Annotated in this window: 12 protein-coding genes; 5 read left to right on the top strand and 7 right to left on the bottom strand. The window is 60.6% G+C overall.

From position 1 onward, the window contains the following. Positions 1-52 precede the first annotated feature (52 nt). Positions 53-1,465, top strand: coding sequence for an MATE family efflux transporter (locus I6L46_RS01635; RefSeq protein ID WP_139746490.1), 1,413 nt, complete (start codon positions 53-55; stop codon positions 1,463-1,465). A 116-nt stretch (positions 1,466-1,581) separates the two neighbouring features. On the opposite strand, the gene alsS is transcribed toward I6L46_RS01635, so the two are convergent. Both alsS and budA read right to left on the bottom strand, forming a co-directional pair. Then, positions 1,582-3,252: an acetolactate synthase AlsS gene (alsS, locus tag I6L46_RS01630; RefSeq protein ID WP_216977216.1), complete on the bottom strand. Its 1,671-nt coding sequence runs from the start codon at positions 3,250-3,252 to the stop codon at positions 1,582-1,584. A gap of 18 nt (positions 3,253-3,270) precedes the next feature. Next, positions 3,271-4,065 (bottom strand): acetolactate decarboxylase, encoded by a 795-nt coding sequence (gene budA / locus I6L46_RS01625; RefSeq protein WP_005338506.1) that lies wholly within the window; start codon positions 4,063-4,065, stop codon positions 3,271-3,273. 108 nt (positions 4,066-4,173) lie between these two features. Between budA and I6L46_RS01620 the strand changes: the two genes are divergently transcribed. Then, positions 4,174-5,109, top strand: a complete 936-nt coding sequence (locus I6L46_RS01620) for a LysR family transcriptional regulator (RefSeq protein ID WP_042055179.1) — start codon at positions 4,174-4,176, stop codon at positions 5,107-5,109. A gap of 25 nt (positions 5,110-5,134) precedes the next feature. Here I6L46_RS01620 and tyrS read toward each other — a convergent pair whose 3' ends face one another. Further along, complete coding sequence (gene tyrS, locus I6L46_RS01615) at positions 5,135-6,334, bottom strand: tyrosine--tRNA ligase (RefSeq protein ID WP_005347884.1); 1,200 nt, start codon at positions 6,332-6,334, stop codon at positions 5,135-5,137. Positions 6,335-6,443: 109 nt separating this feature from the next. Here tyrS and I6L46_RS01610 point away from each other — a divergent pair, with 109 nt between their 5' ends. Continuing rightward, the gene (locus I6L46_RS01610; protein ID WP_216977215.1) at positions 6,444-7,769 is read left to right on the top strand and encodes a peptidoglycan DD-metalloendopeptidase family protein; all 1,326 of its coding nucleotides are present in this window, start codon (positions 6,444-6,446) and stop codon (positions 7,767-7,769) included. Positions 7,770-8,082: 313 nt separating this feature from the next. Then, positions 8,083-9,204, top strand: coding sequence for an anhydro-N-acetylmuramic acid kinase (locus tag I6L46_RS01605; protein ID WP_216977214.1), 1,122 nt, complete (start codon positions 8,083-8,085; stop codon positions 9,202-9,204). 22 nt (positions 9,205-9,226) lie between these two features. Here I6L46_RS01605 and I6L46_RS01600 read toward each other — a convergent pair whose 3' ends face one another. After that, positions 9,227-10,099, bottom strand: a complete 873-nt coding sequence (locus tag I6L46_RS01600) for a hypothetical protein (protein WP_005338512.1) — start codon at positions 10,097-10,099, stop codon at positions 9,227-9,229. A 1,163-nt stretch (positions 10,100-11,262) separates the two neighbouring features. Between I6L46_RS01600 and I6L46_RS01595 the strand changes: the two genes are divergently transcribed. Then, entirely contained in the window at positions 11,263-12,528 is a 1,266-nt protein-coding gene (locus I6L46_RS01595) for a RidA family protein (RefSeq protein WP_216977213.1), read from the top strand. Positions 12,529-12,599: 71 nt separating this feature from the next. Here I6L46_RS01595 and I6L46_RS01590 read toward each other — a convergent pair whose 3' ends face one another. The 3 genes from I6L46_RS01590 to I6L46_RS01580 form a co-directional block, all read right to left on the bottom strand. Next, the gene (locus I6L46_RS01590) at positions 12,600-13,322 is read right to left on the bottom strand and encodes a PA1136 family autoinducer-binding transcriptional regulator (protein ID WP_216977212.1); all 723 of its coding nucleotides are present in this window, start codon (positions 13,320-13,322) and stop codon (positions 12,600-12,602) included. Next, positions 13,319-14,182 carry a glyoxalase III HchA gene (hchA, locus tag I6L46_RS01585; protein WP_104015454.1) on the bottom strand — a complete coding sequence of 288 codons (864 nt, stop codon included), beginning with the start codon at positions 14,180-14,182 and terminating at the stop codon, positions 13,319-13,321. The genes I6L46_RS01590 and hchA overlap by 4 nt, the downstream gene beginning before the upstream one ends. Positions 14,183-14,327: 145 nt before the next feature. Beyond that, positions 14,328-15,200 (bottom strand): LysR family transcriptional regulator, encoded by an 873-nt coding sequence (locus tag I6L46_RS01580; protein ID WP_216977211.1) that lies wholly within the window; start codon positions 15,198-15,200, stop codon positions 14,328-14,330. Between the last annotated feature and the right edge of the window lie 46 nt (positions 15,201-15,246).

Below are 15,246 nucleotides of genomic sequence, written 5' to 3'. Positions count from 1 at the left end.
AGTATTAATCTAGACTAGCTGTTCGATAATCGAACTCCCCGAGAGAACAGATATGTCTGCCTATTTAACACTGCGGCAACGGGCCATGACCCGTCGCTTCTGGGCTTACGCCCTCCCCTCCATTCTTGCCATGCTGGTCTCGGGGGCCTACTACCTCATCGACGGCATCTTCGTCGGCCACTATGTCGGCGCCGCTGGCCTCGCCGGGATAAACCTGGTCTATCCGGTCATCATGGTGCTGATCGGTCTGGCCGCCATGATCAGCATGGGGGCGGCCACCGCCATCTCCTTCCAGCAAGGGGCGAAAAACGACACGCTGGCCCGTCAGGCGCTGGTCAACGCCCTCTGGCTGCTGGCCGGACTCGGGGGCGTTGCGCCGGTGCTGCTCTATTACACCCACACCGATATCCTGCTGGGGCTGGGGATTGAACAGGGCACCGAGACCTGGAAACAGGCGAGCGACTACCTCACCTGGATTGGCGGCGGTACCCTGCTGCTGGCCAGCAATCTGGCGGTGCCCTATCTGCTGCGCAACGATGGTCGCCCGAAACTGGCCATGGTGCTGGTGAGCAGCGGCGCAGTGCTCAATATCATCCTCAACTACATCATGGTGGGTCGGCTGGGGCTGGGATTGATCGGTACCGCGCAAGCCACCCTGATGGCAGAGGGTGCGGTGAGCCTGATCGGCCTTGGCTACTTCTTTACCCCCTGGGCGCGGCTGCGCCTCAGCTGGCGGGATCTGGTGCCCAACCTCCCCGCCATGCCGCACCTGCTATTTACCGGCCTGCCAAGCCTGATTGCCCAGTTCAACCTCGGCCTGCTGCTGATGCTGCACAACAGCCAGCTGATGGTGTATGGCAATGTGAAGGATCTGGCGGGTTTTACCGTGGCCGGTTACACCGAAGCGGTCTTTATCGTCATCCTGCAGGGGCTGGCGTTCGGCATTCAGCCGCTCATCAGCAAAGCGGCGGGGGCCAAGCGCCATCGCAACCTCAAGTACCTGATGGAGATGGGGCTCAAGTTCACCTTTATCTACGGCATGCTGGTGTGGCTCACCATCCAGCTGCTGCCGGGACAGGTCGCCATGCTCTATACCGGCGACAAGGATCCCGAACTGCTGGCCGCCGCCATCAGCAGCCTGACACTCAACCTCGGCGCCATTCCGCTGGAGGGGATCATCATGTTCGGCATCGTGCTGCTGCAATCCATGGCCCGTACCCGTCAGGCGCTGGTCATCTCCATCGCCAAAACCGTGTTGCTGCTGCCGCTCATCTTCCTGCTGCCGCAACTGTGGGGTCGTGATGGCGTGCTGATGGCCCAGCCCGCGACCGTGCTGCTGCTCACCCTGCCGCTCTGCTGGCTGCTGTGGCGCGAGTGGCTGCGCCTGAAAATGGCCTGCGCGCCAAAAGCCAAACAGCGCCCACAACCGGCCCGCGCACGCGCCGCCGTCCAGCTGGCCCGTTAAGGCCACCCATCCCGCGTAGCAATAAAAAAACCGGCATCCATTGATACCGGTTTTTGCTATATGGGCGGGTCTGCCTGCTCTTACACAGGGATTCAGGCCAGCACTGCTGCCCACACTTATGCCAATACTTCTGGCCTGAGCTGGGCCATCAGCCCCGGGTTGTCGGAGTAATCCACCGGGATCGCCACCACCGCAGGCCCCTCCACCGCCAGCGCGGCCCGCAGGGTGGCGCGCAACTCGTCTGCCGAGCGCACCGCAAACCCGGCCGCCCCGAACGATTCGGCATAGCGTTTGAAGTCGATGGGGCCAAAAGAGACGCCGGAGGTGCGGCAATACTTATGCTGCTCCTGCATCGCGACCATGTTGTAGCCGTTATCGACCCAGATGATGTGAACGATATTGCTCTTGAGCCGCACCGCCGTCTCCAGCTCCATGCTCGACTGCATAAAGCTGCCATCCCCCGATACCGAGATCACCTTCTCACCCGGCCGTACCAGCGCCGCGCCGATAGCCCACGGCAGTGCCACCCCCATGGTCTGCTGACCGTTGGAGATCAGCACCTGACGGGCGCGGAAGCTGTAGAGGTAGCGGGCAATCCAGATATGGAAACTGCCCATGTCGACGCAGAGAGTCATGTCATCGCGCACCAGATCCTGCAGCTCGCGCACGATACGCAAGGGGTGAACCGGATTGCCGTGCAGATCGTCGGCCCGCATTGCCAGTCGCAGCCGCTGCTGGCGCACACCTTGCAGCAGCCGATCCACCTCGGGGGGACGGATTTTCGGATTTCCCATGATGCGGGTTAGCTGCAACAGGTTGGCCCGGATCGACCCCACCAGCTCGGCGGTCGGGCAGTAGCTACTGTCGATATCGGCGGGCAGCACGTCGATATGGAGGATGCGCCGCTCCCGATCGCCATTCCACAGCACGGGGTCGTACTCGATGGGGCTGTAGCCGATGCAGATCACCAGATCGGCCCCAGCCAGCAGCTGATCCCCCGGCTGGTTGTTAAAGAGCCCGACCCGTCCTGCAAAGTCATCGAAGTGGCAGCTGTCCACCACCCCGGCAGCCTGATAGGTGCCGGTCACCGGCAGCCGCGCCTTGTCGAGGAAGGCGCGCACTGCCTCGGCATTTTCCGGCCGGCTCGCCATCAGGCCGAGCAGCACCACCGGATTCTGGGCGTTGCGCAGCAGGGTCAATGCCTGCTCCATATTCTGCTCATCGGCGCAGCCCGGCTCCGGCACCTCGCGGGGCACCAGCACATTGCCCTGCACCGGCTTGTTGATGATATCCATCGGCAGGCTGACAAAGGCCGCCCCCGGCCGCCCCAGCTCGGCGGCGCGAAAGGCGTTGGCCATCACTTCCGAGATCGCCGCCCCGCTGTTGACCTGGGCACTGAACTTGGTGACCGGACGACAGAGGTTGACCGTATCCATGCTCTGATGAGTGAGTTTGAGGCCATCGGCACGGCGCACCGCACCGCCCAGCGCCACCATGGGGTCCCCTTCCGAGGTGGCGGTCGCCAACCCGGTAATAAGGTTGGAGCAACCGGGGCCCGAGGTGACCAGCGCCACCCCCGCCTTGCCGGTGAGGCGCCCCACGGCGGCCGCCATAAAGGCGGCGTTCGCCTCGTGGCGCACCACTATGGTCTCGATGGGGGAGTCCTCCAGCGCATCGAACACCCGGTCAATCTTGGCCCCCGGGATCCCGAACACCTGCTTGACCCCTTGTGCCTCCAGATGACGAACCACCAGCTCGGCACCACACTTCCACTGTCTGTTTTCCATGATATTGCTCCTTGTCTATCAGCCTTCGGCGGCCTGAATGGCGCGATCGAGATCGGCGGGGTTGAGGTCGGCCTGCCGGAAAGCGGGATCCGATGGCAGGGCCAGATTGAGGTGACGCACCACAGAAAGTCGCAGGGTGCCGTGGGCCATGGTGTAGTCGAGCAGATGACCGCCCCCCTTGCGATCGGCGGTGATCATGTGCTCGTGAAAGCCCGCTACATTAACTCCCTGCACGAACGGCGGGCAGCGAAAGCCCACCAGAGTTCCCGCCACCGCGGCAAAGCGGAACAGCGGCTGCTGTTCGATGGCTTCCAGCATGGGACGATAAGGGGGCTCCTGACGCGGCACGGTTCGTACCTTGGCCGTCTCAAACTGGCCGTCGAGGCGCAGGGCGACGAAGACGTTGTCGGATCCCACCAGCCGATCCACCCACTGGTGGATCTCGTCACGGCTGAGGGGATGGTCGAAGCGACGCTCCAGACAAGGGCGAAAATGGGTCATCACCGCAAAGGGGGTCTTCTGATCGGCGCGGGCGGGACGGGCCGAGCCATCGGAGCGCAACTGGTGGATCTGGCGCTCGAAGGCGATCAGCTCACCATCGAGGTGATTGAAGGTGCCAAGGCCAAAGTCGCCGTGGCGCAGCAGCTCGCTCATGGTGGTCTCCCCTTCGTAGACCCCCGCCAGCAGGGCGCTCATCAGGGAACTCTGGTAGATCTCGCCACCGTCATGCTGCCTGCGCCAGCGGGAAAACTGCTGGCTCACTTCGAGGGCACAGCTGCACCCAGCACTGTCAGATGTTGCAATATGTTCCATTCGGGTTTCACCTCCACCGTGAATCCTGTTAGCGTTCGGATCCAATGGTGACTTGGTTCACATTTCAACACCAATACGCTGATCCCATGACTTTGAGACTCAATCGATATGGAACTTCGTACGCTCCGCTACTTCATGGCCGTTGTTGAAAAGCAGAATTTCACCCGCGCAGCCGAATCACTCAACATGGCCCAGCCGCCCCTGAGCCAGCAGATCCGCAAGCTGGAGGAGACCCTGGGCACCCCGCTGCTGCGCCGTTTGACCCGCAGTGTCGAGCTGACCGAGGCGGGCGAGAGCCTCTATCGGGATGCGGCGCAGATCCTGGCGCTGGCCGATGCGGCAAAACTGAAGGTAAAGCGGATTGCCCGGGGCGAGCAGGGGGCACTGCGGATCGGCTTTGCCGGTTCCACCGTGCTCCACCCCGCGGTGCTGACCCTGCTGCACGACTATCGGGAGCGCTACCCCGAGGTGGCCCTCAGCCCGCAGGAGGGCACCATGCCGGCACTGGTGGAGGCGCTGCGCAACGATCGGCTGGATGCCGCCATCTTGCGGCTCCCCTGCCGGGGTAGCGAGGGCTTTGCCCATCACCTTATCGAGCAGGAGCCGCTGCTGATCGCCCTGCCGACCAGCCATCCCAAGGCCAAGCCGGGCCCCTTGCCACTGGCCAGCCTGAAGGACGAGAGTTTTATTCTGTTTCCCCACGCCATCGGGCCCGGGCTCTATGACGGCATCGTGGGCCTCTGTCGGGAGGCGGGCTTCGAGCCGATATTGGGGCCCGAATGCCCGCAGGTGATCTCTACCGTCGGCATGGTGCAGGCGGGTTTTGGCGTGACTCTGGTGCCCAGCTCGGTGGCGGCGCTGCGCCCGCTCGGGGTCAGTTATCACCCCATTGAGGGCAACGGCATGATGACCAGCATCAGTCTGGCGACACGGCCACACCCAAGCAGTGCCGTGCTGCGGCACTTCATTGCCCAGATCCGTGCTGCCCAGATACGACAAGGCCTCCCGAAGGAGGCCCTGTTGAACAAGCTTGAACCGGCCTGATGGCCGGCTTGCCTGATGCGACGGCTTATTTGACAGTCACCCGGGCAAACTTGCGCTTGCCGACCTGATAGACGGCGGTACCGGCACCGATGAGTGCCTTGCCATCTTCCAGCTTCTCGCCATCCACCTTGACCGCGCCCTGCTTGATCATCCGCAGCGCCTCGGAGGTGGTGGCCACCAGATCGGCCTCTTTCAGCAGATTGGCAATGGCCAGCCCTTCGCCTTCCAGTGCCAGCTCAATTTCCGGCATCTCGTCCGGAATGGCGTTCTTGGAGAAGCGCTGGGTGAAATCTTCGTGAGCCGCTTCGGCCGCCGCTTCGTCGTGATAACGGGCGATGATCTCTTTGGCCAGCCAGATCTTCACATCACGCGGGTTGAGAGTACCGGCCGCGATACCAGCCTTGAACTCTTCGATTTCAGCCAGCGGACGGAAGGAGAGCAGCTCGTAGTAGTTCCACATCAGATCGTCGGTAATGGACATGATCTTGCCGAACATCTCGCCCGGAGCGTCGTGGACGCCGATGTAGTTGCCTGCGGACTTGGACATCTTCTTGACGCCATCCAGACCCACCAGCAGCGGCATCATCAGCACGCACTGGGTCGCCATGCCGGCATCTTTTTGCAGCTCGCGGCCCATCAGCAGGTTGAACTTCTGGTCGGTACCACCCAGCTCGACATCCGCCTTCAGCGCGACCGAGTCATAGCCTTGCAGCAGCGGATAGAGGAATTCGTGAATCGCGATGGATTGGCCGCCGGTGTAGCGCTTTTTGAAGTCGTCGCGCTCCATCATGCGGGCCACGGTCTGCTTGGCCGCCAGCTTGATCATGCCGGTCGCACCCAGCTCGCTCAGCCAGGTCGAGTTGTACTCGATGCGGGTCTTGGCGGGGTCGAGGATCTTGAACGCCTGCTCTGCATAGGTGAGGGCGTTATGTTTGATGGCCTCTTCGGAGAGCGGCGGACGGGTAGCGTTCTTGCCGGAGGGGTCACCCACCATGGCAGTGAAGTCACCGATCAGCAGGATCACTTCATGGCCCAGATCCTGGAAGGTCTTCAGCTTGTTGAGGATCACGGTATGACCCAGATGAATGTCGGGGGCGGTCGGGTCCATGCCCAACTTGATGCGCAGCGGGCGCCCTTCCTTCAACTTGGCGACAAGTTCTTCTTCAACCAGAATTTCTTCCGCTCCGCGCTTGATCTCGGCTAGCGCCACCTCGAGCTGGGACATTTTTTGACTCTCCATCACGATTCCACAGGGCCAAACATATTACTGGAATGGCGGGCCAATTGGAAAGGCTGTAAAATCCGTCCATTCTGCCCGACTTCATCTGCTTCTCATGGTTATTTGGCACGCCTTCAACGCACTCCCCCACTGGCACCGCAAGATGGTGCTGATCTTGAGCATCATGATCATGATGCTGGCTGCCTGGCCAAGCGAACAGGCAGTGGCAACACGGGTCGATGAAAACGGCAACGAGATTGCCCTGCGGGAACCGGCGAACGACAACACACTGAACGACGAGCTGCCGGCCGAGGCCGCCCAGCCTGTCACCCCGCCCAAGCCGCGTTATATCACCAAGCAGGTGAAAGTACGCCGTGGCGACAACATGGGAGTCATCTTCCAGCGCATTGGCCTGAGCACCACGGATCTGCACCTGATCGATCAGCTCGAGGGCAGCGATCCCTTGCGGATGCTGCAACCGGGGCAGGAGCTCACCTTCAAGCTGACCGAAGATGGCCAGTTGCACAGCCTCTATTACCCCCACAGTCTGGAGCAGGCGCTCAAGGTGAGCCGCAAGGAGGAGACCTTTGTCGCCCGCAACGTCAAGATCGCCCTCGACACCCGCGAACAGGTGAGCAAAGGCGAGATCCGCTCCAGCTTCTGGGGCGCCGCGGTGGATGCGGGGATGACCGAAGATCAGATCATGGACTTGGCCGCCATCTTCGGCTGGGATATTGACTTTGCCCAGGACTTGCAGCCGGGAGACAGCTTCCGGGTGGTCTATGAAGACAAGTTCCGCGACGACGAACGGGTCGCCTCTGGCGATATTCTGGCGGCCGAGTTCGTCAACCAGGGCACTGCCTACCGCGCCGTGCTCAATGAAGATGGCAACTACTACACCCCGGAAGGGAAGGCGATGCGCAAGAGCTTCCTGCGTGCACCGGTCAACTTCAAGTACATCAGCTCCAACTTCAACCCACGCCGCCTCCATCCGGTGACCGGCAAGATCCGCCCCCATAACGGCATCGACTATGTGGCGCCGGTGGGCACCCCTATCATGGCGGCGGGCTCAGGCAGCGTGGTGGCCGCCGGTTACAACCAGTTCAACGGCAACTACGTCTTTATCAAGCATGCTGGCAACTATGTGACCAAGTACCTGCACCTCTCCAAGCGCACCGTCAACAAGGGGCAGCGGGTGAAGCAGGGCCAGACCATCGGCACTCTGGGTGGCACCGGCCGCGTCACCGGCCCGCACCTGCACTACGAATTCGTGGTGGGCGGCATTCACAAGAACCCGCGCACCCTCACCCTGCCGCAGGCAGAGACCCTGAGCGGACGCGAGCTGACCAACTTCAAAAAGCTGGCGATGCCGCAACTGGCCAAGCTCGACAACCCCGAGCTGCAGCTGGCCCAGAACAAGCGGGATAGTCGCGGCAACTAAGTCATCAGGGCTGGCAGGGTGAAGGCCCTGCCAGCCCCTTTTATTGAACCCGCGCCAGCCAATCAGATTGAAACGAGTCCACTTTCGGACATAAGATGAGATGGAACACCGGGAGCGGCATGTGGCACGGAAGCAAGGGCTTATCTATCCTGTCTCTCTCACTCTTTTTCCGGTCCGCATTGAGGATGCAACATGGTTGAGCGTTATATCGGTCTGATGTCAAAGATCACGCCATGTGGCATGGGATGAAAGCCGTTCCCCTCTTCACCCTCTCTGCACACCGTATTTTCGAACAGCAATGTAAGGAGACACCATGGCTGAGCGCTATATCGGTCTGATGTCGGGAACCAGCATGGACGGCATTGATGCCGTGCTGGTGATGATCGCCGGGGATGAACTGCGGGTCGAAGCGGCGCTTTGTCACCCCTGGCCGCAAGAGACCGCATGCACGCTGCATGCCCTCTGCCCCCCGGGCGACAACGAAATCGACCGCATGGGTGCGGCCGATAATCTGGTGGCGCGAGAGTTTGCCGCCGCCACCCACGCGCTGCTGGCCAAGGCGCGGCTTGAGCCCAAAGATATTCGCGCCATCGGCAGTCACGGCCAAACCATCCGCCACCGTCCCCAGCTTGGCTTTACCCTGCAGATCGGCAATGCCGCCCTGCTGGCGGCGCTAACCGGCATCGACGTTATCGCCGATTTTCGCACCATGGATATGGCCCTCGGCGGTCAGGGGGCGCCGCTGGTGCCCGCCTTCCATCAGGCGCTGTTTGCCAAACCCGGCGCCCTGCGAGTGGTACTGAACCTCGGCGGCATCGCCAATATCTCGGTGCTGCCGGGCAATCCGGGCGGTGTCTATGGTTTTGATACCGGCCCGGCCAACACCCTGCTCGATGGCTGGTATCGCCGCCATCAGCCCCACAGCGGCAGCTATGACGCCGGTGGCAAATGGGCCGCCAGCGGCAAGCCCATCCCTGCCCTACTGGAGAAGCTGCTGGCCCACCCCTATTTCGCAGCCCCCGCCCCCAAGAGTACCGGACGGGAGATGTTCACCCTCGATTGGCTCGATGGCGAGCTGGCAGGGACTTCATACGCCCCCGTGGATGTGCAGCGCACCCTGCAGGCGCTCACCTGCTACAGCATCGCCCGCCAACTGCCCGCCCGGCCCGAATCAGTCGGTGCCAGCCAGCCGAAAGCCGAGCTGTTTGTCTGCGGCGGCGGTGCCCATAACGCCCCCTTGCTAAAGGAGCTGGCCAGCCTGCTGCCTGCATGGCGCATCGCCAGCACTGCCGAGCTGGGCCTTGCCCCCGACTGGGTGGAAGGCGCAGCCTTTGCCTGGCTGGCCATGTGCTTTGTTCATCGCAAGCCGGGCAATCTGCCCGCCGTCACCGGCGCCAGCCGTCCGGCTGTGCTGGGTGCCCTCTATCCCGCCTGAGTGATGACAAGGGGGCTGCAGATCAGTGTGCCCCCTTGAACAGACGCACAACCTGTTGCCGGATCGGTGCAAACAGCGGGGGCTTTGGCGGCTCCAGATTGATATGGCGCCGCCCGGCACGGGTTTCACAGCGAAGCAGATTCTGGATGTAGTGGTGGTGGGATCGATGGATCAGCTGTGAGGCCTGATACGCCCACTGTCTGGGCACGCCCCACAGGGTGCTGGCAATCGCCCCGACGATGCAGAAGAAAGCGGGCTCCTGAATTCCCATCCGGCTGGCGTTCTCCAGCGCCTCCTTGAGCGAATTGGAGTGAGCAATACAGGTCATGATATTGACCATGAAGGCGTCGTAATCATCCTCCCCACCCTTGCCAACGCGCGCCGTCAGGGTCGCCGCGGGCTGATAACCAAACTGATGGCCGATATTTTCCAACACCGTATTCCGCTGGCGGATCACCTTGCCATAAAACATCAGCATCACCATGCAGTCGATCGCCTTGCACAGTGCCTCGTAGTGGGGATGGCTCTTCTTGGGACGCGGCGCCGTGGCGAGGGCCAGCTCTTCAGAGATGGCCAAGAGGCCCACAGGTACGGCGGTGCTGACAAACGAGAGATCAATCGACAGCTCCAGCCCCTCCTCCCCTTCCATGCGGGCCACAATCACATGTTCGCCAAACAGCCGACGCTGGCGCTCGATAAAGGCGCCAAAGACCAGATCACGAAACTGCTTTTGCGGATAAGGGGTATCGAGCAGGCTCTCGATGGTCATGATGGCGGCGGATACCCGGCCGCGCAGTCGGTAATCGGCAGGAATGGGAAAGCTCTTTCCCAGGCGAGGAGGTAACCGCTGCCCAGATGTTTGACAATACATATCGCCCAGAACGAAACCCAGCATAAATCCTCCACAGTCAGGTAATGATGATCGCGACGCGATCTCGTTTGCCAATCCTGGGCAATGGCCTGCCGGTGCATCGATGCTCTCCGTCAGGGCTCCTTGATTACCTTATTAATCATACGATTAATAGCGAGTGAAAAAAGCGACCTGACTCGCAATCACGCCACTAATTAACAGTTTCATCAAGAAACCATAAAAAGCGGTCGATAAATCCATTTTTTGACACATTTCCCTTTAAAAACAGCATATTGAAATTTATGCCTGCGAAATCATCTGAACTGTTCCCGAGCCCTGAAAACCATCCCAATCATCACAACCAGCCACAGATAAGAGGGAGCTCGGACAAAGCCACAGAAAAGTGGAAAAAGCGACGACGCGGGGCAACCCCACCCATCGGGGGATGCAACCGGCGTGAAGAGACTCGTATTGCCACCACCGCCCCTCATCCAACGCCACCTCTCATCCAGCACCACAGCTCCTGCAAACCGTCACGCCAATGCCATGCTCCCCACTCCTGTGCAGCAGGAGCAGATCCGCCGTGCAAATTCATGGCATAGCATTTTATGGCGCTAATAACAGATCCAGGCTGCCAGCAAGGCGTCATCGAGTATGCCGGAATAATCGTTAACAGAGAGGAATGCAAAAGCCGTGAATTATATTCCAGAGGTATCTTTAATAAGGTGGATATGCATATTAATGGGAGTTTTCATAGCCCCTTAAAAGAGCTGAAAACAGATATCCATGCACCATAATATGCATTATTTGCACATCAGCGCATAATATTAACCCTTTATTCACACGCCAATATCCCGAAGAGGGGGAGAGCAAACCCAGTCAGGGCAAGGCTGTTCGCCGGTTCGGCACCATTTGCGCACGAATTGGCTACGATTTCGGGTGAATTGAATAGCAATATGATTAAATTTGCGCCCATTGAGCCATCTCATAGAAATGCAATCAGCGGTTTGCAACCCCTGATAGCCACTCATAGAATCGCAGCGTCTGAAATATCTACCCTGTCCTCTTCTCCCTTATTTCTCTCAGTAATTGAGTGGATCACAAATAATAACCGGGGATGCCGCCGCTGGCGCAGTGGCCATGGCGCACAACAAGATGGGGTAAACCTGTACCTGAATGAACAACAAATATTAAAAAGAGGCATATCTATGAGTGGCACCATCATCAAGTCGGCAAGAAATACCCCCCATGCACCCCAGGATCTGGGCCCCTGCACCCAAACGGTGGCGTTTTCTCATTACAACAATATTTCCGCCCAGCTGCCGGTCGATCCCGCCACCGGCAAGATGGTGAGTGGCGATGTCACCGCGCAGGCCAGACAGTGCCTGAGCAACCTCAAGGCAATCATCGAGAGCATCGGCCATGTGATGGACGATATGGTCAAAGCGACCATCTTCCTGAAAGAGATGGCGGATCTTGAGGCGGTCAACGCCGTCTATCGCGAATTCTTCCCGGGCTATCTGCCGACCCGCACCACCCTCGCCGTCACCGCCCTGCCGCTGGGCGCGCTGGTGCAGATCGATGCCATCATCTCCAACGGCGAAGGTACCTTCCCGCAAGATCCTTGCCCGCTGGTTAAACTGGCCCGCAACAGTGACAAGGCGCCGCACAATCCGCTCTCCACCCATACCGTCGCCTTCTCCCACTACAACAATATCGGCGCCCAGCTGCCGGTCGATGCGGCCTCGGGCCAACTGGTTACCGGTGGCATCAAGGAGCAGGCGGGTCAGTGCCTGCGCAATATCAAGGCGGTGCTGGAGAGCATCGATGTGCCGTTTGACGATATCGTCAAGGTCACCGTCTATCTGACCAATCTGGCCGATCTGGAGGCCGTTAACGAGGTCTACACCACCTTCTTCCCCGACTCCGCCATCGCTCGCGCCGTCGCCTATCTGCCTGCCCGCTCTGTGGTCAGTGCCGCCGCCCTGCCCATGGGGGCACGGGTGCAGATGGATGCGGTCATCTCCCACGGTGACGGCACCCCGCCGCAACTGGTGGAAGACAGACACAATCTGGTGATCCGTGCCCGCAATACCGACAAGGCACCGCGCAGCCCGCTCTATTGCCAGACCGTCGCCTTCTCCCACTACAACCATCTCTCTGCCCAACTGCCGATAGACCCCGCCACCGGCAAGATCCTGGCTGGCTGCATCAAGGAGCAGACCGCCCAGTGCCTGAGCAATATCAAAGCGATTGTGGAGAGCATCGGCCATGTGATGGACGATATCGTCAAGGTCAATATCCAGCTCGGCAATATCGCGGATCTGGATGCGGTCAACGCCGTCTACACCAAATATTTCCCGGGTTATCTGCCTGCCCGCACCGTGATTGGCGTGAGCGAGCTGCCCGCTGGCGCCCTGGTGCAAATTGATGCGGTAATGTCCAATGCGGAAAGCACCCCGCCGCAGGCGTAAGGGTTGCAATAAATAAAAAGAGACCGGCTATATGCCGGTCTCTTTTTACATGCCAGACAAAGGGGTGGCCCTCAGCCCTCAATATCGCGGTACCTGATCGCTACTCTGACCGCCTCTGCCGTGGTGGCCACCCCCAGTCGACGGCGGGCACTGCGCAGATGGTTCTCGACCGTGCGCACCGAGAGTTTCAGGGTGGTGGCGATATCGGCATGGCGCCAACCCCGGGAGACCCACTCCAACACTTCGCGCTCGCGCCCAGTGAGGCCACGCTCGTGACCCGCTACCGGCATCTCCATCAGCCGACGAGCTGCATGAAAAGCCGCAGCCGCGATCAGCGCAAGGCCAACCCGAGCGGGAGCGCTGGCATCGATCTGATCGCCGCCAAAGCTCATCGCCCCTTCCAACCCCAGCGGCCCATAGACGGGTACCTGCAAGCCATGTCGGCCCGGCCCCTCAGGCTGGCGAACGATACGGTACTGCTCGCCAACGGCACCAACCGTTTTGCTCCAGAAGAAGGGCTGGTCTCGCTCCCTGATATGCATCGCCATCGGGCACTCGCGCATATAGGCATGCAGGTCGACCGCCTCGCCGCTCTCCAGCCACTCCCCCTCCAGCCAGTAGAGATGCTCGACCACCCCCTCCTCGCTGGCACTGATGGAGAAGAGCGCAAAGCGGTGATACCCCAGCGGGGTGGCAAAAGCGCGCACCAGCTGCTGGATCTCCTCCAGCCGCTGACACCCTTCCAGCGCCACCGCGACCTGCAACGCATTCGCTGGCGATGACGACAACCTCATCGCTTGGCAACCGCCTCCAGCAAGGTGGTAGCGGCCAGCTTGCCGAGGTTATTGCCCGCCAGCGGGCTGTCACCGGTCAGCAGATTGCGATCCCGGCACACCTCTCCCGAGATGCCGTTGTTGACGATCTCGAAGCCTATCTCTTTGAGCTTCTCGCCAAACTTCCAGGTAAGGTGGCCAGGCATATAGCCAATTGCCGGGGTCTGGGCATCCAACTCATCGGGGAAGGCGCAGATCTTGTAGCCCGCGAAGGTCTCTGGATTGGCCACCGCCAGCAACGCAGCAGGCCCGTGACAGAGGGAGATGATGAAGCGATCGTTGGCCATCGCCCACTCCAGCAGCGCTTTCACCTCGGCACTCTCCGGCAACCCCATCAAGGCGCCGTGGCCGCCGGGAATAAAGACGCCGATATAGTCCGAGTCGGCGGCCAGCGCCTCTTTCAGCAGATCGGCCAGCTTGGCCGGTTGGCGGAACTGCGCCTGATATTTGGCATAGAGCCCCAACACCTCTTCATCTTCGCCGGGCATGGCCCACCACTCGAACTTGACCGGATTGCCGGAGAGGGTGGCCACGTCAAAGGCAAAGCCCGCCTTGTCGAGGTGATACATGGGAAGCAGGGTTTCGACCGGATGGTTGCCGGTGGAAAACAGGGTGCCGTTGTCGGTGGGCAGATAACGCTCATCGGCCCCGATCAGCAGGATCTTCCAGCGCCCCTCCCGATAGGGAGCGGGATAGTCGGCCCCGGCAAGGTCAGATTTGCGCGAGGTGAACTGGCTCAGGGAGTAGGGCGACGGGAAGAAGGCATTCTGCTCTGCCGGATCCGGGGTCGGTTGTTTATCGTCAACAAGCATGTCGGTCATGGGTCAGGCTCCAGTAGTGGTGGACTCGGTCTCACAGTATTGACTGTCAGAGACCAAGTAAATGAGGGTTTTCCCTCAACCGCCATGACTATGGCAAGAGGTGTGACCACGCTGCGACAAAACCTGAACAGAATCCCCGCCAGACTTAGGCCATCGCGGCAAATGCCCTGACGATGGCATCCATGACCGCCCTGACTCGCGTGGCATGCTGCACATCCTGATGGGTCACCAGCCACACATCGTAGGATTGCTGTAACTGCCGCTCGGGCCAGACCCGCACCAACCCGGCTTGCTCGGCGAGCGGAACCGCCACCTCGCCAAGCCCCAGCCCCATCAAAAGTGCCTGACGCAGCATCAGGCTGGTATTGACCCCCGCGGCGACCGTGGCCCCCTCGGCCGCCTCTTCGAGCATCATTGGCGTGCGAGCGCTCTGCCAGTGGGGCTCATACACCACCAGCGAATGGCCCGCAAAACCGGTGCCCGCTTCGGGAATGCCATGGCGAGCCAGATAGTCGGCGGAGGCATACAACCCGACCGGCCAGGAGGCCAGCTTGCGAATAATCAGGTCGGGATTGTCCGGCTTCACCGTCCGGATCGCGATATCCGCTTCCCGCAGGGACAGATTGACCACCTGGGTCGAGGTATTGAGGATGACCCTGATATCGGGATAACGCTGATGCAGCTCGGTCAGGGCCGGTATCAGAAAATCCATCCCCAGGGTGTCTGTGGTCGCCACACTGACCTCCCCAACCAGGCGGTTGTCGACCCCTTGCGCCGCCCGCACAAAATCAATGGCTGCCAGCTCCATCTGCTGGGCGCTGGCCAGTACTATCTCTCCGACATTAGTCAGCACATACCCTTTGGATGTGCGGAGAAACAGCGTGGCCGCCAGACGATGCTCCAGTGCGGCAATCCGCCTGCCAATGGTGGCCTGATCGACCCCGACCACACGGGCGGCGCCCCTCAGGCTCCCCTCCCGATGCAACGCCAGAAAAATTTTCGCATCATCCCAGTTCATCACGACTCCCGGTTGAAATGCATTTTTGCATTACAGGTGAGGGATA

The sequence above is a fragment of the Aeromonas sp. FDAARGOS 1416 genome (genome assembly GCF_019048085.1).
GTDB lineage: Bacteria > Pseudomonadota > Gammaproteobacteria > Enterobacterales > Aeromonadaceae > Aeromonas > Aeromonas veronii.
Note: the sequence above shows the minus strand (reverse complement) of the source record. Positions and strands in the feature narration are given on the sequence as shown.